The organism is Hydrogenophaga sp. (genome assembly GCF_030373245.1).
Classification (GTDB): Bacteria; Pseudomonadota; Gammaproteobacteria; order Burkholderiales; family Burkholderiaceae_C; genus Hydrogenophaga.
In genome coordinates this window covers 24,984-43,998 of record NZ_JAUCZF010000001.1, presented here as the reverse complement: position 1 = coordinate 43,998, position 19,015 = coordinate 24,984, and the positions used below count along the sequence as shown (strand labels likewise).

Annotated in this window: 21 protein-coding genes; 16 read left to right on the top strand and 5 right to left on the bottom strand. The window is 62.5% G+C overall.

Annotation, left to right across the window (positions count from 1 at the left end):
- Window positions 1-3: 3 nt before the first annotated feature.
- Together QUV25_RS00235 and QUV25_RS00230 are read right to left on the bottom strand one after the other, a co-directional pair.
- Window positions 4-1,176, bottom strand: coding sequence for an ABC transporter permease subunit (locus tag QUV25_RS00235; RefSeq protein WP_300860533.1), 1,173 nt, complete (start codon window positions 1,174-1,176; stop codon window positions 4-6).
- A gap of 145 nt (window positions 1,177-1,321) precedes the next feature.
- Window positions 1,322-2,341, bottom strand: coding sequence for an amino acid ABC transporter substrate-binding protein (locus QUV25_RS00230; RefSeq protein ID WP_300861946.1), 1,020 nt, complete (start codon window positions 2,339-2,341; stop codon window positions 1,322-1,324).
- 331 nt (window positions 2,342-2,672) lie between these two features.
- Between QUV25_RS00230 and QUV25_RS00225 the strand changes: the two genes are divergently transcribed.
- The 3 genes from QUV25_RS00225 to QUV25_RS00215 are packed head-to-tail and all read left to right on the top strand — an operon-like array spanning window position 2,673 to window position 5,686.
- Window positions 2,673-4,385: a long-chain fatty acid--CoA ligase gene (locus QUV25_RS00225; RefSeq protein WP_300860532.1), complete on the top strand. Its 1,713-nt coding sequence runs from the start codon at window positions 2,673-2,675 to the stop codon at window positions 4,383-4,385.
- 46 nt (window positions 4,386-4,431) lie between these two features.
- Complete coding sequence (locus QUV25_RS00220) at window positions 4,432-4,719, top strand: hypothetical protein (protein ID WP_300860531.1); 288 nt, start codon at window positions 4,432-4,434, stop codon at window positions 4,717-4,719.
- Entirely contained in the window at window positions 4,685-5,686 is a 1,002-nt protein-coding gene (locus QUV25_RS00215; protein WP_300860530.1) for an MDR family oxidoreductase, read from the top strand. The genes QUV25_RS00220 and QUV25_RS00215 overlap by 35 nt, the downstream gene beginning before the upstream one ends.
- A 156-nt stretch (window positions 5,687-5,842) precedes the next feature.
- Here QUV25_RS00215 and QUV25_RS00210 read toward each other — a convergent pair whose 3' ends face one another.
- Together QUV25_RS00210 and QUV25_RS00205 are read right to left on the bottom strand one after the other, a co-directional pair.
- The gene (locus QUV25_RS00210; protein WP_300860529.1) at window positions 5,843-6,700 is read right to left on the bottom strand and encodes a DUF2189 domain-containing protein; all 858 of its coding nucleotides are present in this window, start codon (window positions 6,698-6,700) and stop codon (window positions 5,843-5,845) included.
- Window positions 6,701-6,798: 98 nt separating this feature from the next.
- Window positions 6,799-7,212, bottom strand: coding sequence for a hemerythrin domain-containing protein (locus QUV25_RS00205; RefSeq protein WP_300860528.1), 414 nt, complete (start codon window positions 7,210-7,212; stop codon window positions 6,799-6,801).
- Between the two features lie 130 nt (window positions 7,213-7,342).
- Here QUV25_RS00205 and QUV25_RS00200 point away from each other — a divergent pair, with 130 nt between their 5' ends.
- The 12 genes from QUV25_RS00200 (at window position 7,343) to QUV25_RS00145 (ending at window position 15,984) form a co-directional block, all read left to right on the top strand.
- Window positions 7,343-8,086 (top strand): 2OG-Fe dioxygenase family protein, encoded by a 744-nt coding sequence (locus tag QUV25_RS00200; protein ID WP_300860527.1) that lies wholly within the window; start codon window positions 7,343-7,345, stop codon window positions 8,084-8,086.
- Window positions 8,087-8,360: 274 nt separating this feature from the next.
- Entirely contained in the window at window positions 8,361-8,876 is a 516-nt protein-coding gene (locus QUV25_RS00195; protein WP_300860526.1) for a hypothetical protein, read from the top strand.
- 385 nt (window positions 8,877-9,261) lie between these two features.
- Entirely contained in the window at window positions 9,262-9,618 is a 357-nt protein-coding gene (locus tag QUV25_RS00190; protein WP_300860525.1) for a metalloregulator ArsR/SmtB family transcription factor, read from the top strand.
- Entirely contained in the window at window positions 9,615-10,088 is a 474-nt protein-coding gene (locus tag QUV25_RS00185) for an SRPBCC domain-containing protein (RefSeq protein ID WP_300860524.1), read from the top strand. The genes QUV25_RS00190 and QUV25_RS00185 overlap by 4 nt, the downstream gene beginning before the upstream one ends.
- Window positions 10,085-10,276, top strand: coding sequence for a hypothetical protein (locus QUV25_RS00180; RefSeq protein WP_300860523.1), 192 nt, complete (start codon window positions 10,085-10,087; stop codon window positions 10,274-10,276). Before QUV25_RS00185 ends, QUV25_RS00180 begins: the two co-directional genes overlap by 4 nt.
- Before the next feature lie 83 nt (window positions 10,277-10,359).
- Window positions 10,360-10,713, top strand: a complete 354-nt coding sequence (locus QUV25_RS00175) for a DUF1428 domain-containing protein (RefSeq protein WP_300860522.1) — start codon at window positions 10,360-10,362, stop codon at window positions 10,711-10,713.
- Between the two features lie 26 nt (window positions 10,714-10,739).
- Entirely contained in the window at window positions 10,740-11,180 is a 441-nt protein-coding gene (locus QUV25_RS00170; RefSeq protein ID WP_300860521.1) for a VOC family protein, read from the top strand.
- 155 nt (window positions 11,181-11,335) lie between these two features.
- The gene (locus tag QUV25_RS00165; protein WP_300860520.1) at window positions 11,336-11,926 is read left to right on the top strand and encodes a dihydrofolate reductase family protein; all 591 of its coding nucleotides are present in this window, start codon (window positions 11,336-11,338) and stop codon (window positions 11,924-11,926) included.
- Between the two features lie 423 nt (window positions 11,927-12,349).
- Window positions 12,350-13,273: a LysR substrate-binding domain-containing protein gene (locus tag QUV25_RS00160; protein WP_300860519.1), complete on the top strand. Its 924-nt coding sequence runs from the start codon at window positions 12,350-12,352 to the stop codon at window positions 13,271-13,273.
- 123 nt (window positions 13,274-13,396) lie between these two features.
- On the top strand, window positions 13,397-14,845 hold the full coding sequence (locus QUV25_RS00155) for an FAD-linked oxidase C-terminal domain-containing protein (protein ID WP_300860518.1): 1,449 nt from the start codon (window positions 13,397-13,399) through the stop codon (window positions 14,843-14,845).
- Complete coding sequence (locus QUV25_RS00150; RefSeq protein WP_300860516.1) at window positions 14,842-15,102, top strand: hypothetical protein; 261 nt, start codon at window positions 14,842-14,844, stop codon at window positions 15,100-15,102. The genes QUV25_RS00155 and QUV25_RS00150 overlap by 4 nt, the downstream gene beginning before the upstream one ends.
- A gap of 15 nt (window positions 15,103-15,117) precedes the next feature.
- Window positions 15,118-15,984 (top strand): ABC transporter substrate-binding protein, encoded by an 867-nt coding sequence (locus QUV25_RS00145; protein WP_300860515.1) that lies wholly within the window; start codon window positions 15,118-15,120, stop codon window positions 15,982-15,984.
- Window positions 15,985-16,421: 437 nt separating this feature from the next.
- Here the strand turns inward: QUV25_RS00145 and QUV25_RS00140 are convergent, their stop codons facing one another.
- Window positions 16,422-17,264: a helix-turn-helix transcriptional regulator gene (locus tag QUV25_RS00140; protein WP_300860514.1), complete on the bottom strand. Its 843-nt coding sequence runs from the start codon at window positions 17,262-17,264 to the stop codon at window positions 16,422-16,424.
- Between the two features lie 130 nt (window positions 17,265-17,394).
- On the opposite strand from QUV25_RS00140, the gene QUV25_RS00135 reads away from it, so the two are divergent.
- Window positions 17,395-18,981: an ABC transporter substrate-binding protein gene (locus QUV25_RS00135; RefSeq protein WP_300860513.1), complete on the top strand. Its 1,587-nt coding sequence runs from the start codon at window positions 17,395-17,397 to the stop codon at window positions 18,979-18,981.
- The last annotated feature ends 34 nt before the right edge of the window (window positions 18,982-19,015 follow it).

Below are 19,015 nucleotides of genomic sequence, written 5' to 3'. Positions count from 1 at the left end.
GCTTCAGCGCTCCTTGATGGCCATGCGCTGGTTGTACCAGTTCATGAAGGCCGAAGTGGACAGCGAGGTGGTCAGGTAGACCAGCATGATGATGGCGATGCACTCGACCGCGCGGCCGCTCTGGTTGATGGTGGTGTTGGCGATCGAGACCACGTCGGGGTAGCCCACGGCCACGGCTAGCGAAGAGTTCTTCGTCAGGTTGAGGTACTGGTTGGTCATCGGCGGAATGATCACGCGCAGGGCTTGCGGCAACACCACCAGCTTCATGCTCTGTTTCTGATTCAAGCCCAGCGCAGACGCCGCTTCCACCTGGCCCGCGCTGACCGACTGGATGCCGCTGCGCACCACTTCGGCGATGAAGGCTGCCGTGTAGATCGTCAGCCCAATCAGCACCGCCATGAATTCGGGTGTGGCGGCCACACCACCGTCGACCATGAACACCAGTTGCTCGGGCACGTCCCACGTCATGGGCATGCCGGCCACGGCCCAGCCTGCTGCGGCGAAGGCCAGCACCAGCGCGGCAGGGCCCCAAATCCGGTTGCTGTCCTGGCCCGTGAGTTCAAAGTGCTTCTGTTTGCGGTCACGCCAGAACCAGGCGCCGACCAGGCCGATGCCGGCACCAGCCAGCACATGCCCCACACCTTCAGTGGGAAAGGGGAACGAGAGGCCGCCTTTGCTCAGAAAGACCAGATTGGCCAGGTTCCAGGCTTCGTTGGAAGCTGGCAGCACCTCAATAAAGATCAGGTACCACATCAGCAATTGCAGCAGGATGGGCACGTTGCGAAACAGCTCCACATACCCATAGCACAGGCCACGCACCAGGGCGTTGCGCGAGAAACGGCCTACACCGATCAGCACGCCCACCAGCGTGGTCAGCACGATACCGATCACCGCCACTTTGAGGGTGTTGAGCACGCCGACCCAGATCGCCTTGCCGTAGCTTTCGCTGGGCTGGTACTCGATCAGGGTTTCACCGATGTCGAAGCCCGCGGTGGAGCCCAGGAAGTCCCAGCCGCTTTCGATGCCGCGGATGCGCATGTTCTCTTGCATGTTGTGCCAGAGGAACCAGACACCTGCCGCGACCAGCGCGAGGGTCACGACCTGAAAGATGATGCCGCGCGTGGCGCGGCTGTTGAGCGACCAGGCTCGTTTGGGAGGGGGCGGTTGGTGATTCAATGCGGCCTCACATTCGGGGAGCGGAAACAAGGGAGATGGTTACAAAACAGGCCTTGGGCATTTGCTCAAGGCCTGTTGGGAAAACGAATCGACCCTCGCCGACTGGCCAGTTTCGGCAGTCAGGCGAGGGTCGGAGGCGCTGTTTTCAGCGGACAGGCGGGGCGTACATCAGGCCGCCGTTGCTCCAAAGGTTGTTCATGCCACGCGGCAGGCCAATGGCGGTTTTGGGCCCGACATGGCGCTCAAACTGCTCGCCGTAGTTCCCGACGGCCTTGATGGCTCGCAGCGCCCATTCCTTGTCCAGACCCAGGAACTTGCCCGTGTCTTCGGTACCGGCTCCAACCAGACGCATGATGTTGGGGTTGGTGCTGCTCTTCATGGAGTCGGCATTGGCCTGGGTCACGCCGTAGTCTTCGGCTTCGATCAGGGCGAAACCGACCCACTTCACGATCGCAAAGAAGTCGTCATCACCCCGGCGGACCACTGGGCCCAGAGGCTCTTTGGACACCAGCTCGGGCAGGATCACGTGATCGGCCGGATTGGTGGTTTCCTTGGCGCGAATCGAAGCCAGGCCAGAGGCGTCGGTGGTGTAGGCCTGGCAACGGCCAGCCACATAGGCGGCGGTGGCAGCTTCCACTTTCTCAAACACGATGGGCTTGAGATCCAGCTTGTTGGCGCGCGAGTAGTCGCTCAGGTTCAGCTCGGTCGTGGTGCCGGACTGCACACAGACGGTGGCGCCTTTGAGCGACTTGGCGCTCTTGACGTTGAGCTTTTTGGGCACCATGAATGCCTGGCCGTCGTAAAAGTTCACGCCGGTGAAGCTCAGGCCCAGCGAGGCGTCGCGGGTCAGCGTCCAGGTGGTGTTGCGTGCCAGCATGTCGATCTCGCCGGACTGCAGGGCGGTGAAGCGCTGCTGGGCTGTCAGGGGCACGAAGCGCACCTTGTTGGCGTCACTCAGAATGGCCGCAGCCACGGCACGGCAGACGTCAACGTCCATGCCGCTCCACTTGCCCTGGCTGTCGGCAGCGGAAAATCCAGCTAGGCCGGTGTTCACGCCGCAGATCAGTTCCCCGCGCTTCTTGATCGCGTCCAGGTCTTTACCGGCATGTGCCGGCAGGCTGACCAGGGTAGTTGCCGCCGCTGCGGCCGCCAGGACCAGCTTCATGGATTTCAATTTCATCGAGTCTCTCCGTTGGTGAGGATCAGGTTGGTTGACAGGTTCATGACGCACCGGGTCGGTGCGATCCGAAGCCGCTTCGAGACTGTATTGCTGCCTCAAGTGCCCTCGCATCGGGGTTTACGTGGGCACTTCATGCGAAAAATGCATGCCGCGACAACTGCCAGCCATGTGAAACGCCTGTGCCCAAACGGCTTGCAGAATTCGTGCCACCGACACATCCGCTGTCTCGGGGTCTCAGCTGCGACATAGGTGGATTTGATGCGCGGTGAGGCCACCGTATGCTCGGGCGCACATCCAAGAGACAGGAGCCCCGACCATGTCCGACGCCCAGGCCCCCGAGCCGATGACCGAGCGCGCGCACCACGTGTTTTGGCCCAAGCGCCTGCCGCGCAGCATCCGACCGCCGCAGACCTCGCTCTGGTTCAACCTGGTGGTGAGCGCCCAGAGGTACCCCGACAAACCGGCGCTGGTGTTTTTTGACCGCCAGATCAGCTACCGCGAGCTGCACGACCAGGCCGAGCGTGTGGCGGCGCACCTGCAGGTCCAGGGCGTCAAGGCCGGCGACCGCGTGATCTTGCTGATGCAGAACTGTCCTCAGTGGGTCATCGCCTGCTACGCCATCCTGCGCGCCAACGCGGTGGTGGTGCCGGTCAACCCGATGAACCGGGCCGAAGAGCTCAAGCACTACATCACCGACCCGGATGCGCGGGTTGCCATCTGCGCCGCCGACCTCGCGCCCGACCTGCTCAAGGCCAGCGCCGAGCTGCCCGCCGAACAGCGCCTGCAGCATGTGCTGGTGAGCCATTACAGCGACGCCATGGGGCCGGCCGCCGAGGTGCCTGAGGCCTGGCAGACCTGGCTCGGTACCCGACACCCGCTGCCCGAGTTACCCGGTGGCCAGGTGAGCGACTGGCTCGATGCGCTCGCCACGCCGCGCGCGCCCGGTGTGCACGACCGGACTCCCGATGACCTGTGTGTGCTGCCTTACACCAGCGGCACCACCGGCTTGCCCAAGGGCTGCATGCACACCCATGCCAGCATCGCGCACAACGCGGTGGCGAGCTGCCTCTGGGGCAACAGCACGGCCGAGGCCGTCACCCTGCTGGTGGTGCCGCTGTTTCACATCACCGGCATGGTGACCGGCATGCACGCCGGCATCTACGCGGGAGCCACCGTCGTCGTCATGCCACGCTGGGACCGCGACCTGGCCGGGCGCCTGATTTCAAACTGGCGCGTGACCAGCTGGACCAACATCCCCACCATGGTGATCGACTTGCTGGCCAGCCCCCGGTTTTCCGAATACGACCTCTCCAGCCTGGCCTACATCGGTGGTGGGGGTGCGGCCATGCCGCAGGCCGTGGCGCAGCGGCTGCTCGACGCTTATGGCCTGCGCTACGCCGAGGGCTACGGCCTGACAGAGACTGCCGCACCTTCGCACAGCAACCCGCCCGATGCGCCCAAGCAGCAGTGCCTGGGTGTCCCCTTCGTCAGCGTGGACGCCCGCGTGGTGGATCCCGAGACGCTTCAGGAAATGCCAACGGGCGAGGCGGGCGAGATCATCATGCGTGGGCCGTCGGTGTTCTCGGGCTACTGGAAGCGGCCCGACGCCACCGAGGCCGCGTTCGTCATGTTCGAGGGTCAGCGCTATTTCCGCTCTGGTGACCTGGGGCGGGTGGATGAAGACGGCTACTTCTTCATCACCGACCGCCTGAAGCGGATGATCAACGCCAGCGGCTTCAAGGTCTGGCCCGCCGAGGTGGAAGCGCTCATGTTCCGCCACCCGGCCATTGCCGAAGCATGCGTGATCGGCACCCGCGACGCCTACCGCGGCGAGAGCGTGAAGGCGGTGGTGGTCTTGCGCGCCGAGGCGCGTGGGCGCGTCAGCGAACAAGACATCATGGCCTGGTGCCACGAGAACATGGCGGTCTACAAAGCGCCGCGCGTGGTGCAGTTCATCGAGGCCTTGCCCAAGAGCGGCAGCGGCAAGGTGATGTGGCGCCTGCTGCAGGAGCAGGAGCCTGCGCCCTGAGCTCCAGCCTGCCCGCAGCGCCCGGCATTGGGCGGCAGAATAGGGCATGCCTTCGACGGAAAACCCCTTGCACCGCGCCTTCACGCGCCTCTGGCAGCCGCGGCGCCCGCTGTTCTGGCTCATGGTGGCGTTCAACGCCCTGTCATCGGTGCTGGCGTGGATGCTCCATCTGCTGCAACCCACCGGCGGCCTGCTGGTTGCGTTGACGCTGCTCGCGCTGGCCAACGTGTTCATGGGCTGGTGGCTGCTGTCGATTCTTTGGCGCGAAAGCGCTCCATCCCCCCTTTCAGGAGACCCTCATGTTCAAAGCCCTGCTCGTCAACAAGACCGATGACGCCGGATACCACTGCACGCTGAGCGAGCTCGACGAGAGCCAGTTGCCCGCCAGCGGCGATGTGACGGTGCGCGTCGAGTGGTCCACCATCAACTACAAAGACGGCCTGGCCATCACCGGCAAGGCGCCCGTGGTGCGCAGCTTTCCCCTGGTGCCCGGCATCGACTTTGCCGGCGTGGTGACCGCCAGTGATCACCCCCAATGGAAAGTGGGCGACCGCGTGGTGCTCAACGGCTTTGGCGTGGGCGAAAACCACTGGGGCGGTCTGGCGCAAATGGCGCGCGTCAAGGGGGACTGGCTGGTGGCTTTGCCCGACGCTCTGAGCACCCGCGAGGCCATGGCCATCGGCACCGCGGGCTACACCGCCATGTTGTGCGTGATGGCCTTGCAGCGCCACTGGGATGCGGCCGGTGTGAAGCCGCGCAGCGGAGAGGTGCTGGTGACCGGCGCGGGCGGCGGCGTAGGCGGTGTGGCGATTGCCTTGCTCGCGGCGATGGGCCACACCGTGGTGGCATCGACCGGGCGACTGGAAGAGAGCGAGTACCTCAAGGGGCTGGGCGCGACCGAGGTGATGGACCGGGCTGGCTTGAGCGTGGCGGGCAAGCCGCTGCAGAAAGAACGCTGGATCGGTGTGGTGGATTCGGTGGGCAGCCACACGCTGGCCAATGCCTGTGCCAGCACCCGCTACGGCGGTGCCGTGGCCGCTTGCGGCCTGGCCCAGGGCATGGACTTTCCGTCGTCGGTGGCGCCCTTCATCTTGCGCGGCATCACGCTCTATGGGATCGACAGCGTGATGGCCCCGCTCGAAAAACGCCAGGCCGCCTGGCAACGCCTCGCGACCGATCTGGATCGCGCGAAGCTGGCCGCCATCACGAAAGAAGTGGGCCTGGCTGAAGCCCTCGCAGCAGCGCCCGACATCCTGGCCGGCAAGGTCCGCGGGCGGCTGGTGGTCAACGTCAACGCCTGATCACACCGGGCCGCCCCAAGGTGAATCAGCCCCCTTGGGGGGCAGCGACCCGCGCAGCGGTGGAGCGTGTGGGCGAGCGATTCACCGCTGGGCCGCCCCAAGGTGAATCAGCCCCCTTGGGGGGCAGCGACCCGCGCAGCGGTGGAGCGTGGGGGCTCAGACTTCCTCAGGAACAATGTGCCGGTACGCGTGCCAGGTCGCGTGCCCGATCACCGGCCCGGCGATCAGCAGGCCCAGGAACCAGGGCAGCATGGCCAGGCCGATCACCGCGGTGATCAGCGCTCCCCAGATCAGCATCACCCCCGGGTTTTGCAGACAGGCGCGGATGCTGGTGAGGCCGGCAGACACGGCGTCGGTCTGGCGGTCCATGATCATCGGAATCGACACCACGCTGGTCACAAATATGAGGCCGGCAAACACCGCTCCCACCACGGTGTAGGTGATGAGAAAGCCGATGTTCTCCCACGCAAAGATATGGGCCAACAGGTTGCCTTCGGGCAGGTTGTTGAACGACACAGCAAACACCACCATCGACGCACGGCCCCACAACATCTCCAGGATCAGCAGCACGCCAGCAAAAATGCCCATTGCGCCTTTGGTAGGGCGCCACGCCGTGAGCGAAGCGCTCAGCGAAGGGCGGTGGCTGTGGGTTTGCATGGCCTTGCTGGCGTCGTACAGGCCAAGGCACAGGAAAGGGCCGAGCAGCAGAAAACCTGCGCTCAGCGCCAGCACATAGGCCGGCGCACGTTCGAACACCGCCAGCAGCGCATGGCCCATGGCAAAAAAGCACAGCCCGTAGAACAGGCCGATGCGCGGGCAGCGCTTGAAATCCTGCCAGCCCAGGCGCAGCCAGGTGAACGGGTCGCTGGGCTTCAGATCGGTCAGCTTCAGGTCGAACACCGAAGGGCGGCGGGGCTCCGTGCCGGTGTCGGCGTCTGGGGTGAGGTGGTCGGTGGAGGCAGCGGGTTCGGCGTCACCGTGTGCTTGCTCCCCGACTTGCATTGCGCGGGCCATGGCGATCTCCTGTATCCAGATCAATATAACCATCGCCGAATATTCGGCGCACATGGTTTACCCCGAAGCGGGGTCCAGCAGGCGGCGCTCTGCGCGTCTCAGGCTGAGGATCGCCGAAGCGAGGTTTCTGCCTGACCTCGCAGGTGCACAGCCAGGGCCGCGTCCAGCGACTGGGTGTGCTTGACGAACCAGGTCGCCAGCTCTTGGGCCATTTCGCGCACCGGCGGCAAGTTGCCGCGGCGCGTCATGGCCAGGCCGTCGCGCAACAGGTTGAGCACCACACGGTGCTGCAGCATGTGATCGGTAGCACCGGCAAAGTGCGTCTTGCGCATCCACTGGCTTTCGCGTTCGAACAGCCGCGCGGTGTGGTCAACGATTGCGGACCAGGCGCTGGGCAATTGCGCGTCGTTGGCGCTCTGGGCCTGCCCCAGCAGGGCCACGAATTCGCGGTGCATCCGGTCCATCGGTTCAAAACCCAGAACCAGGGCATCGGACCATTCCAGGGTGTTCATCACGGACTCCTCTTGCACTGAGGTTCCGAGCTTCGCAGCGAGCGCCCGCCAGGGCTTTGATCCAGCGCAGAAACGGGTCGCTTCGGGGGCCAGGCCGCTGCCGATCCGCTCACCGGTACACTGCCCGGCCATGATGCCCCTGGAACCCTCACCCCCCTGCACCCCGGTCAGTGCCCTCGTGCCAACCCTTGGCTCCCAGGGCTTTGCCGTGCTCGGCGCGGACGACGTGCGTCACTGGCTGGGCGCCAAACCCGACGAACTCAGTCAGCTGCACACCAGCTGGAACGACCTGCCCAAAGACGCCTACCTGAAAGACGGCGGCCACTACCGGCGCCGGCGCCACAGCTGCTTTGTGGTCGACGCCGAGACGGTGACGCAAATGCCCCACCGGCCCCACTGGCAACCCCTGGCCTACAACGCACTGCACGGCGGCATGCAGCGCTGGTTCGAGCCCATGGCCGATGCGGTGGTCAGCCACCCTCTGTGGCAGCGCATCCTGCTGCGCCTGGGCGAAACCGCCAGCGGCCTGCGCAGCGCCCAGCCCTGGTTTGTGGAAGCGCACCCTTTTCGCATTGACACCACCGACGGCATCGGCCGACCCACGCCCGAAGGCGCGCACCGAGATGGTGTGGACCTGGTGGCCGTGTTCATGCTGGGGCGCCACGGCATCAAGGGCGCCGAGACCCGCGTGTTCGAAGCGCACGGCCCCAGCGGCCAGCGCTTCACGCTGCGCGACCCCTGGTCGGTGCTGCTTCTGGACGACGAGCGCGTGATCCACGAAAGCACACCCATCCAGCCGCTGGAAGACGGCGCACTGGGCTGGCGCGACACCCTGGTGCTCACCTACCGGCGAGGCGGGTTCCAGGGCGACTGAGCGGGGTCTGATTGGCGACCAAGGTCGGCGCCGGGTTGTTCACACGGCGCATGGTAGTCGCATGCGAGTGACTGAATTCGGCCAGTAGCAACAGCGCGCTCGACCGCGGGCAAGGTCGCTTCAAGGCTGAACTGAGTCACTCGCACTTGAGTCCTGAGCGGCGACGACGTTCATCACCGGCCATTCGATGCTCTAGGAAAGGTATGACCGCTCTACCGCCGAAACGAAACATTGATGCACCGATACTTGCCATTTGGCTCTCTGCCTTTGCACTGTGTTTGTCCTTCGCTGCACCCAAAAGCTCCTTGATCGGCTGAGCTCAAAGCCTGATCCAGAATCGGCACCGCCGGACACAGTCCTCGGCGACTGGTACGCCAATCTGATCCGCGTAGGCCGAATCCAGGTTGTACTCGCTGTCAGCGAGCGAAGCTTGTTGCCCGTGGTGGTGCCGGCACGGGATAGTCGAGCCCTCGTTCAGCGACTCTGCGAGGCCCTGGAACCGATCCTCGCCGAAATCGGCGTTCCAGCGGACGAAGCGGCTGCCGAGCGCGGTGCAATGCAACTTTGGGCAGTTGGAAAGACGGCAAATCGCAGAGTCCTCGGATCGCTCAACGATTTGGCATTTCAGCTGCAAGTTGGGATGATGAACTCCCCGGATCGAACTCTGATGGCGCAATCGCTCTGGTTGGCCAAGACGCCCCTGAAAGTCATCGACTACGGTGCACCCGACCAAGCCACACTCGCTGCGTTCGCTGCTCACCGGGCGCTTCAGGCGGCCATCGGCCGATGACCGCTTCACTCTGACGCGAGCTGCAAGTAGCGACCCTGAGGCGACGGTGGAATCTCGTACTCAATCCGGTCACCTGTACAGTCTTCTTGGCTTGCCAACGAGTGGGCAGAAGGACCGGATGACCAGACTACACGTACCGTCCAGCTTATGCCGCAGGTTTTGCAAGTTGCATCATCTGAGACATCACAAACACCTTCATGTCAGAAGTGACTCCTAACCCGCCAAAGCAACCAGCTTTTCGCGACCCTGAGCGGTCACCAGCCAGAGACAGGCTAAGCGCATTGGGGTAGAGATATCCGGTTGTGGCCTTGGCGGAGGTCGAACAAAAGGCGGGGCGATGCGACGGCTTGACATTCTTGAAGAACGTATTTAACATTTTAGTTAAATGAAGCATAGACCTTTAAACATTACCAACAGCTTGACAGCGACCTTCTCGGCTCTGGCCGATCCGACGCGACGCGCCATTCTGGCTCGTTTGGCTGAAGGCGAGGCGACGGTGAATGAACTGGCCGAGCCTTTCCCTTTCAGCCTGCCTGCGATCTCTCGGCACCTGAAGGTGCTAGAGGCCGCCGGTCTCATCTCCCGCAGCCGGGAAGCGCAATGGCGCCCTTGCCGGCTGGAAGCAAGCCCCATGAAAGACGTCCATGACTGGGTCGCGCACTACAGACCCTTCTGGGAGGGAGGATTCGATCGCATGGCCGCATATCTACTCACTCTGCAGAAAGAGCAGGCGAAAGAATGATCGTCTCAGACAGCCCCGAACTCGAGATCGAGCGCACCTTCGATGCACCTGCAGCGCTTGTGTTTTCGATGTGGTCGGATCCGAAGCATTTCGCAGCCTGGATGGGGCCCGAAGGCTTCACTTGCCCAGTTGTCGAAATCGACTTCCGAGAGGGCGGCGCCTACCGCGCGCTGATTGTGTCTGAGGAGACGGGTGAGAGCTGGTTCAGCGGCGTCTATCAGGAGATCGCTCCCCATACCCGCCTGGCTTTCACCTTCACCTGGAACAACTCTGGACCATCGGCAGGCGTGGAAACGCTGATCACGCTCAGCTTTGAAGAGCGGGATGGGCGAACGACCCAGACTTTCCACCAGGCAACTTTCCTGGACAACGAGCGCCGCGACAGCCATCGCGGCGGCTGGACTTCGGCATTCGAGAAACTCGCTAGCCGCATCGAAGCGCTCAAGGCCAAACAGGAGACCACCCAATGAAGCTCTATGGGACACCGCCGACGCTCGCGGTACGCGCACTTTGGCTCATCAATGAACTCGAGATCGATTGTGAGATTGTCGAAGTCGATTTTGGAGTCGGCGAACACAAGGGCGAGGCAGTTCGAACCATCAACCCGATCCTTGACAGCTTTGCATCCTATGCATCGCGATTGCCCGCCTCTGACTGAAAGCGCCGGTCGCATGCCGCGGCCGACGAATTTCCAAACTGCGGCCTTGAGGCTGCATTAACCCAAGCTGAAGGAGAGAGAAAATGACCTATGTCGATGGTTTCGTGGCAGCCGTGCCGACCGCCAACAAGGAGGCCTATCGCAAGCACGCCCAAGCGGCTGCTGTCGTCTTCAAGGAGCATGGGGCGCTCAGCCTCGTTGAATGCTGGGGCGACGACGTGCCGCAAGGCAAGATCAACTCCCTGCACACGGCTGTGATCCGCAAGGACGATGAGACGGTGGTGTTCTCCTGGACCCTGTGGCCGGACAAGGCCACGCGGGATGCCGGCTGGCAGAAGATCATGGCCGATCCGCGCATGCAGCCCGACGTCAACCCGATGCCCTTTGATGGCTCGCGGATGATCTTTGGCGGTTTTGAAGTCCTGTCCCAGGCATAGGGCCTGCAAACCAAGGAGGCTGACCAATGCGAGGAATAACCCCCTACCTGCAAGTGAAGAGCGCGGGCGAAGCGATTGCATGGTACGTGCGCGTCTTCGCCGCCACCGAGGTCCGCGCCCGGCTGGTCGCGCCAGACGGAACCTGCATGAACGCCGAGATCGAGATCGAGGGCACACGCTTGATGCTGGCCGACGAGATGCCCAGGATCGGTTCGACAAGCCCTGAAACGCTGGCGGGCACCTCAGTCGTGCTCGATCTGCACGTGGCCGAAGCGGATGTGGTGTTTCGCAAAGCACTCGAAGCCGGAGCGACCGAGATCTACCCGCTTGCTGATCAGTTCTACGGCGACCGGGCGGGGCGTGTGCGGGACCCATTCGGCCACCACTGGATCATCGCCACACGACTCCGCGAGGTTCCCGAGGCAGAGATGGTGGCAGCGTTCAAGGCCATGTTCGAGGATGCCTGAGTTCAACAGGCGAGGAAGCCAGTTTGGGCGTGAAGGCGGCGTTCATCGAAACAGCCGCCCGGACGCTGGCGAACGACTCGCCGCATGAGCCTTACGAGCAGTATCGCCGAATCACCGACCTGCTGGCCGCTGCGATATGAAAGGAAGTCTCTGACATGACCCGTACCTGCGTGCTCTGGATGGTGGTCAGCGTAGACGGCTACATCAATGGCCCTGGCGGCGAGTTCATCGGGCCGCGATGGACTGCCGATCTCGACAACTGGGCCAGCGAAGTGGCCGAGCGGTTCGACACCCTTCTCTATGGTCGCGCTGCCTGGGAGGGCATGGCAGCTTATTGGCCTCATGCCGAGGCCGACCCCGCGACACCGCCAGCCGCCCAGGCCCTGGCTCGCTTCATGAATGGCGCACGCAAGATCGTGTTCAGCCGCACGTTGCAGGATGCGGGGAAATGGGTGAACTCGGAGATCGCGGACACCGACATTCGCGCAGTTGTTGCACGGGAAAAGGCCAGGCCTGGACGCGACATCGGGATCTTTCCTGGCGCCCGATTCGCGCAGACAGCGCTGGCCGCTGGCGTCGTCGATGAACTCTCACTTCTGGTGATCCCCGAGCTCTTCGGCCACGGCACACGCCTCTTCGAGGGCCACGGGCTGCGACGCAATCTGGAGCTTGCCGAGGTGCGGGTGATGGACACCGGCGCAGCGCTGCAGCGATATCGGGTGGTGCAAGAGCCGAGGCGCTCATGATGTACACCCCTCAATACGGCTTTCGCCCTGAGACACTGGACGACATCGAACTTCTGTGTCGTTGGCAGGGGGAACCCCATGTACATGGTTGGTGGGACGACGAAGATCAGTTTGACGAAGGGGATGTCGTCGACCCACGTGTGTGTCGATCTATCGGCTCGCTCGGCGATCAGTCCTTCGCCTACATGCAGGATTCCGCCGTCCATAGATAGGGCGTTTATCCCTTCGAGCATATGCCTGCTGGGTCGAGAGGGACATCGACCAGTTCATCGGATGTCCGACTTGATCGGCAAGTGGAATCGGTCTGCCTTCGTTAGGCAACGCATGCAGTGTCAACCCGATATAGTTCGTGCGATTCATCCGACGAGCTGGCATCGGCATTCTCGCCATCAATTCCACCTCCTCCGGCAAGGCGCATCGCAGATGGAACTCCGGCAATTCAGATACTTCATCAAGATCGCCGATCTTGGCAGCTTCTCCAAGGCTTCGCGCGCATTGCACATTGCTCAACCCGCGCTGAGTCAGCAGATTGCTCTGATGGAGGCTGAGCTGGGACACCAGCTGTTTCTGCGGGAGTCTCGCGGTGTACGCCTTACCGAGCCCGGGCGGGCGATGTACAGCCATGCGCAGCGGTTGTTGAGACAGGTCGAAGACACCTTCAGTGCTGTCAAACACAGCGCAGCTCAGCCTGTGGGAAAAGTGAGTGTTGGGCTCCCGCTGAGCACCGCGTCCCAATACGCGCTGCCATTGCTGGCTGCGGTGCGGGAACGCAACCCTGGGATTGAGATCGAGTTTTTTGACGAAATCAGTGGCAACCTGATTCACGGGCTGAACAGCGGAAGACTGGATCTCGCAGTGTTGGTCAATGACGAAGACGCGTTGCTGTTGCCTGGGGTGCAGCTGATGGACGAGCGGCTTTTCTTGGTTTCTCGGCCCGACGCCCGCCCGACGCGAAAGACGATGTCCCTGCGTCAATTGCCGGGTTTGCCACTGGCCTTGCCGGGCTCCGGACAAGGGGTGCGTCCGATCCTGGACCAGGCACTGGCGCAACGCGGCCTGAAGCTGGGGCCATTGGCCGTGTGCGCGAACTCCATGAGCATCATGCGTCATGCCTTGCTGGAAGGCCTGGCTCACGGCGTCATGCCCTGGGGGGCTGTCTGCGACGATGTGCAAGCCGGTCGGTTGACGCTGACGTCCATTACGCCGGCATTAACCCGCCGCGTGCATGTGTGCGCCGGACCCGATGCCGGTCTCTCACTCGCCGCGAAGGCTGTTCATGACCTGCTGCTGGAAGTAACGCGCCGTCGGGTGCACGCAGGTCTTTGGGAGGGCGTCAAGCTACTCTAGGGACGGGCAAACCACCGGGACTCCACTCCATCGGATTGCGCGATGGGCCCAGACAAATTTCGTATTTCCCAAGTGCGTGCGCGCTGCCTAGACTGCCGCCCATCGTCACAACGGCAGACAAGCATGGAAACACGGAACCCAACTCTTGGCCCGATCGGACAGCTGCCCGACGCACTGGCAGTCGGCCTGACAACTTTGCTGGGTGATCGCTTCACTCAGAACCGCGCCATTCGGGAGCAGCACGGAAGCGATGAATCCAGCTACCCCTGCATGCCGCCCGATGCGGTGGCGTGGCCTGAATCCACTGACGAAGCGTCGCGCATCATGCGTTTGTGCGCAAAGTACGCCACACCCGTCATTCCCTTTGGAGCCGGCTCCTCCGTAGAAGGTCATGTGCTGGCGTTGCACGGTGGCGTCTGCCTGGACATGTCCCGCATGAACAAGGTGCTGTCAATTGACACGCAGGACCTGAGCTGCCGTGTGCAGGCCGGTGTGACGCGCGAAACTCTCAACAGCGCACTGGCAGGCACCGGCTATTTCTTCTCGGTGGACCCCGGAGCAGATGCTTCCCTGGGGGGTATGGTGGCAACTGGGGCTTCTGGTACGAACACCGTGCGTTACGGAACCATGCGCGAGAACCTCCTGTCGCTCACCGTTGTGCTGGCCAATGGCGAGGTCATTCGCACAGCGCAACGCGCTCGGAAAAGCTCAGCCGGCTACAACCTCACACAGCTGTTTGCGGGCTCCGAGGGAACCCTGGGACTGATCACCGAGGTGGTGGTCAAGGTTCACCCGCATCCGGAGGCCGTGGCCGCAGCCGTGGTGAATTTCCCCGATGTGCGAAGCGCGGTCAACGCGGTCATCGTCTGCCTTCAGGTGGGGGTTCCGCTGGCGAGGGCCGAGCTGCTGGATGCGCTGTCGATCCAAGCCATCAATGCCCACAGCCACACAGAACTGGCAGAACAGCCAACCCTGTTTCTGGAGTTCTGTGGCAGCAAAGTACAGGTTGCGGAGCAGGCAACGACCGTGAAAGACATCCTGGCCGAGCATGGCGGCCATGGTTTTCAGTGGGCCGATCGACCCGAAGAACGAAGGCGCCTGTGGACACCCCGCCACCATGCCTACTTTGCGTGTCTTCAACTGCGCCCCGGCAGCCGCGCGGTCTCCACAGACGCCTGCGTGCCGCTTTCGCGCCTGGCCGACTGCGTGGCTCAAACGCTGGACGATATTCAGGCTTCAGGTCTGATGGCCCCCCTGTTCGGCCACGTGGGCGACGGCAACTTTCACTGCGTCTTGCTGGTGGACACCGCCAACGCCGAAGAAGTGGCTTCGGCGGAGGCTCTCGCTCACCGCATCGCGCAACGCGCGATTGTCATGGAGGGAACCTGCACCGGTGAGCACGGGGTGGGAATGCACAAAATCTCCTACTTGCAGGAAGAACATGGGCCAGAGGGCGCGGAGCTTATGCGCCGAATCAAGCAGGCGCTGGATCCCCTGAATCTTCTCAACCCCGGGAAGGTGGTTGCCCTGCCAAGTGGCGCATCCCGGTGCAAGCCCTCGGAGGCCTTGTGAAACGAAGAACTGCATTGGCAGGTCAGTCGTTCGTATTGCCTGGTCTGGCTTCGACATCGCGCAACCAGGCGGTGAAGGGCGAGCCTGGAGTCAGTCCGCGCGAGATCACGTTCGGCCAGATCTGCGACATGTCGGCCAGCCGGGCAGCCGTCGCACTGGCCTACAGCGCTGGCGCGAGGCTTCACTTTGATGCAGTCAATCAACGCGGCGGCGTTCATGGTCGACTGTTGAGGACTGTGCAGTTCGACGATGGCTAACTCACTGAACGTGCCTTGGCGAACGCACGTCGGTTGACGCAGATGCCCGTCTTCGCCATGCTGCACTCTGTTGGCACAGCGATTGCGAGCGAGCTCATTCCTTTCCTGGAGTCCAGGCAGATTCCTTGCCTGCACCTGTTGACAGGGGCAGAGGAACTGCGCGCCCCAACCCTGAGCAGCCGCCAGACGTTTTACTTGCGGGCCAGCTATCGTCAGGAGGTCCGGCGGATCATTCACCATTTGCAGACGCTGGGAATTTTCCGGGTTGCCCTGGTACATGAAGATGAGCCCTTCGGCCATGGCATCCGGGCGCAGGTTGAAGCAGCCATGCAGGATGCAGCTCTGTCGCTCTCGGCTGTCGGACTGATACCGTTCAACCAACCTACCGAAGTTCAGGCCGCAGCCCGGCTGATCCACAGCGTCAGTCCAAATGTCGTGATTGTCGGCAGTGCGGGCGCCAGCGTGGAGAACTTTGTTTCAGCAAGCCACCAGTTGGGTCTGCGCACCACCTACTACTGCCTGTCGGTCAGCAACGTGGGACGGCTGTTCAAGGCGCTTGGCCCCTTGAGCAAAGGCGTCGTGATGACGCAGGTGATGCCGGGCCTGAGGGCAAGTGCCATGCCCGTCGTGCGCGACTACCTTGGCGCATCCAGCGAACCCAGCAGTTTCGGGCTTGAGGGGTTCATATCAGCGCGCGTGATCACCGGAGCGCTGCAGGCGACTGGCCCCCAATTGAATCGGGCAAAGTTCATTGCCATGCTGGAAACACCTCCCTCTGACCAGGTAGGCGGTTTCCCCATCGGCTACCCGCCTTCGACGCGCAATGGCTCACCGTTCGTCGAGCTGGCCATGGTCGGCGCACATGGAAGGTTGCTGAGATGACCAGGTCATCGAATGGTTTTTCAATGAAAACAAGTACCACTGACACGGCGTTGCTGCAGTTGTTCGAGAACGACGTACGCCGTGGTTGGCTCAAGCTGGCCTTGCGCCGTTGGATGATGCTTGACGAGCGTGGTACTGGTATTCCCCCCTCACCTCACCGCCTTCTGCGAGGCCGCTAGCGAAAGTTGCACACAACGGGAACTGGTGCAAATCAACAGGGCAGTCAGTGCGTGGATGTTCATGACTTCCGCCTCTGAGGGACCATGGTCTTTCGCCGCGAATGCCAACTCCATTCATTGAAGAGGGCACTGATACGATCCCTTGTGTCGCAGCAGCGATTCGCAGAGTCCGAGCATGCCAGGATCCATCATCGATAGTCATGCTGACTGATGTGTGAAGTGCGTTTCGATCGCCTTGAGACGCAACTGCAGATGACTTCAGAGCGGATGCGCACGCAACTGCCATGGGCGCGCCGGATCTTCGATGTGTGCGAGATAGCGCCGCGTTGGCGCTGACAATTCAGTGCTGTCAATTTCAAATAGTCCGCATCCTCTCAGGGCCTTGCGCGGGTCGATCACTCGCCCCAAGGCTTCCATCAGGACAGGGGAGGCGAAAGTGTGGTGTGTGTCCGAACCCGATACACCCATGGTCATCCCAGTTAGGAGTTGCACACGGTTGCGGTAGCTTGGATACAGGATCGTGTGGCTCAGCTCGCTGGCGGTCACTGTCTCCTGGTCAACCAGGTGCAACCTGTCTCCGACCATGACGATGACGCCGGAATACTTATAGACGTCGGGACGCCTTTTTTCCCCTTGCAGACTAAGGCGCTCTATGCGTCTGTAGCAGGTGTAGTCTCTCCAGGGGTGGATGGTCATCAGGGAGCGCAGGATCATCCCGGGACGCGTAGCAGAGTGGTAGTGAACGTAGTACCAGCCGAGCATGCGACTGAGTTCCGCGCGCTGGCGTTGCGCTTGCTGGAGCAGACCACGCATCAGGCCTGGCAAGTTGAGTGTTTCGCTGTCCCGACCAGGACGAAGCCGAAGGAGGCTCTTGAACTGCTCATGCGGCATGAGCAGTTCGAACTCGTCGACGCCGAAATGGTCGCAAATGCGTCTCAGGTTGTTCCGGGACGGGTGGGTCTTCCCTGCCAGGTACTTCATGAATTGGGGGCGGTTGATGCCCAGTTGGCGGCACAACTCACTGATGGATACATGGTGGCTCGCAGCAAACCGGAGGTTGGCCACGAAATCGGACGCGTTATCGGCTTGCAGGTCGACCACAGGTTGTTGCTTTCAGTGCGACAGTTTGCGACATATTATTCTTTGAACCGCTGACCCGTGCAAGCAGAAGATTTCTAAAGTTGATTGACCGTACTTTCGCTGCGGTTTCATCAACCTGGAGAGTTCTGCCATGTACCGTTCCATATTGTTTGCGGCGTACGCCGCTGTCACCCTGGCCGTGCCAGTCTCATCGGCATGGGCGCAAAAGCCCGGCGGCACGCTGGTGCAAATCACGCAGCCGGAGCCACCCAACCTGGCGCCCTACATCAGCACAGCTGGCCCGATCAGCCAGGTCACTGCCAAGGTATTCGATGGTCTGCTGGAGTACGGCTTTGACCTGAAACCCAAGGCTAGCCTAGCCGAAAGCTGGACAGTCTCGCCCGATGGCAAGGCCATCACCTTCAAGCTGCGCAGCGATGTAAAGTTCCACGACGGCAAGCCGTTCACTTCTGCTGATGTGCAGTTCACGGTGATGGATGTGTTGAAGAAGAACCACCCGCGCGGCATCGCCACCTTCCGCGACGTGACGGCGGTGGACACCCCCGACGCCACCACCGCCATCTTTCGCCTGGCCAACCCGGCGCCCTACATCTTGAAGGCGCTGGCCAGCTCAGAAAGCCCCATGCTGCCCAAGCACGTGTATGGTCAGGGTGACATCAAGACCCACCCCAACGCCAACCAACCGATCGGTTCGGGCCCGTTCAAGTTCGTGGAATGGCGTCGCGGCGAATTGGTGCGCCTGGACAAAAATCCGGACTACTGGCGCAAGGGCCTGCCCTATCTCGACCGTGTCGTCGTGCGTTTCATCGCTGATGCATCTACCCGCACCGCGGCCCTGGAGCGGGGCGAGGCCCACGTGGCCGGACTCGGTGCTGTTCCGTACAACGACGTCAAGCGCCTGAGCGCCCTGTCCAGCCTGGAGGTGACGACCGCCGGAACTGAAATGATCTCGCCGATGGTGGAAATGGTCATCAACACCAAGCAGCCGCCCTTCGACAACCCGAAGGTCCGTCAGGCGATCAACTACGCCGTCGACCGCAAGTTTGCGATCGACAACGTGTGGTTTGGCTTTGGCAAGCCCGCCATGGGGCCGATCAGCAGCAACTTCCAGCCAGCGGGCCTTTACGCCGCCGGCACCGACTTCACGGTCGCTGACCGCGTGGCACGCGCCAACAAATTGCTCGACGAGGCCGGCCTGCCCCGCAAGGCCGACGGTGTGCGCTTCGAGATCACGCATGACATCACCCCATACGGCGAAGAATGGCAGCGCTTCGGCGAAGCCGTGCAGCAGCAACTGCAGCAGGTGGGCATCAAGGTGACCCTGCGCTACGAAGACCTGCCTAAATGGCTCAAGCGCACCTACACCGACTACGACTTCACCCTGACGTCGAACTTCCTGTTCAACCTCGCTGACCCGGTGCTGGGCGTCCATCGCGGCCTGCACTCAGACCGAATCAAGCCCGGTACGGTGTTCGTCAACGGCTCGCGCTGGAGCAGCCCGGAGACCGACGCGCTCATGGACAAGGCCAGTGTCGCCACCAATGAAGCGGAGCGAGGGAAGCTGTATGCCGACCTCGTCAAGCGAGTGAGCGAGGCCAGCCCGGTGGTCTATGTGCTGGAGCTGCGCTACCCGGCGGTGATCAACCGGCAGTTCAAGAGCGTGATCGACACGCCGCTGGGCATCTACGGCAACTTCGCGACGGCTCACAAGCAGTAAGCCGCGACTTGGAGGGGGTCATCCCCTCTGCTTC

Coding starts and splice junctions, on each gene's coding strand:
- QUV25_RS00230 (WP_300861946.1), bottom strand. CDS start 2,341: ATGAAGCTGGTCCTGGCGGCCGCAGCGGCGGCAACTACCCTGGTCAGC.
- QUV25_RS00225 (WP_300860532.1), top strand. CDS start 2,673: ATGTCCGACGCCCAGGCCCCCGAGCCGATGACCGAGCGCGCGCACCAC.
- QUV25_RS00220 (WP_300860531.1), top strand. CDS start 4,432: ATGCCTTCGACGGAAAACCCCTTGCACCGCGCCTTCACGCGCCTCTGG.
- QUV25_RS00215 (WP_300860530.1), top strand. CDS start 4,685: ATGTTCAAAGCCCTGCTCGTCAACAAGACCGATGACGCCGGATACCAC.
- QUV25_RS00210 (WP_300860529.1), bottom strand. CDS start 6,700: ATGGCCCGCGCAATGCAAGTCGGGGAGCAAGCACACGGTGACGCCGAA.
- QUV25_RS00205 (WP_300860528.1), bottom strand. CDS start 7,212: ATGAACACCCTGGAATGGTCCGATGCCCTGGTTCTGGGTTTTGAACCG.
- QUV25_RS00200 (WP_300860527.1), top strand. CDS start 7,343: ATGATGCCCCTGGAACCCTCACCCCCCTGCACCCCGGTCAGTGCCCTC.
- QUV25_RS00190 (WP_300860525.1), top strand. CDS start 9,262: ATGAAGCATAGACCTTTAAACATTACCAACAGCTTGACAGCGACCTTC.
- QUV25_RS00185 (WP_300860524.1), top strand. CDS start 9,615: ATGATCGTCTCAGACAGCCCCGAACTCGAGATCGAGCGCACCTTCGAT.
- QUV25_RS00180 (WP_300860523.1), top strand. CDS start 10,085: ATGAAGCTCTATGGGACACCGCCGACGCTCGCGGTACGCGCACTTTGG.
- QUV25_RS00175 (WP_300860522.1), top strand. CDS start 10,360: ATGACCTATGTCGATGGTTTCGTGGCAGCCGTGCCGACCGCCAACAAG.
- QUV25_RS00170 (WP_300860521.1), top strand. CDS start 10,740: ATGCGAGGAATAACCCCCTACCTGCAAGTGAAGAGCGCGGGCGAAGCG.
- QUV25_RS00165 (WP_300860520.1), top strand. CDS start 11,336: ATGACCCGTACCTGCGTGCTCTGGATGGTGGTCAGCGTAGACGGCTAC.
- QUV25_RS00160 (WP_300860519.1), top strand. CDS start 12,350: ATGGAACTCCGGCAATTCAGATACTTCATCAAGATCGCCGATCTTGGC.
- QUV25_RS00155 (WP_300860518.1), top strand. CDS start 13,397: ATGGAAACACGGAACCCAACTCTTGGCCCGATCGGACAGCTGCCCGAC.
- QUV25_RS00135 (WP_300860513.1), top strand. CDS start 17,395: ATGTACCGTTCCATATTGTTTGCGGCGTACGCCGCTGTCACCCTGGCC.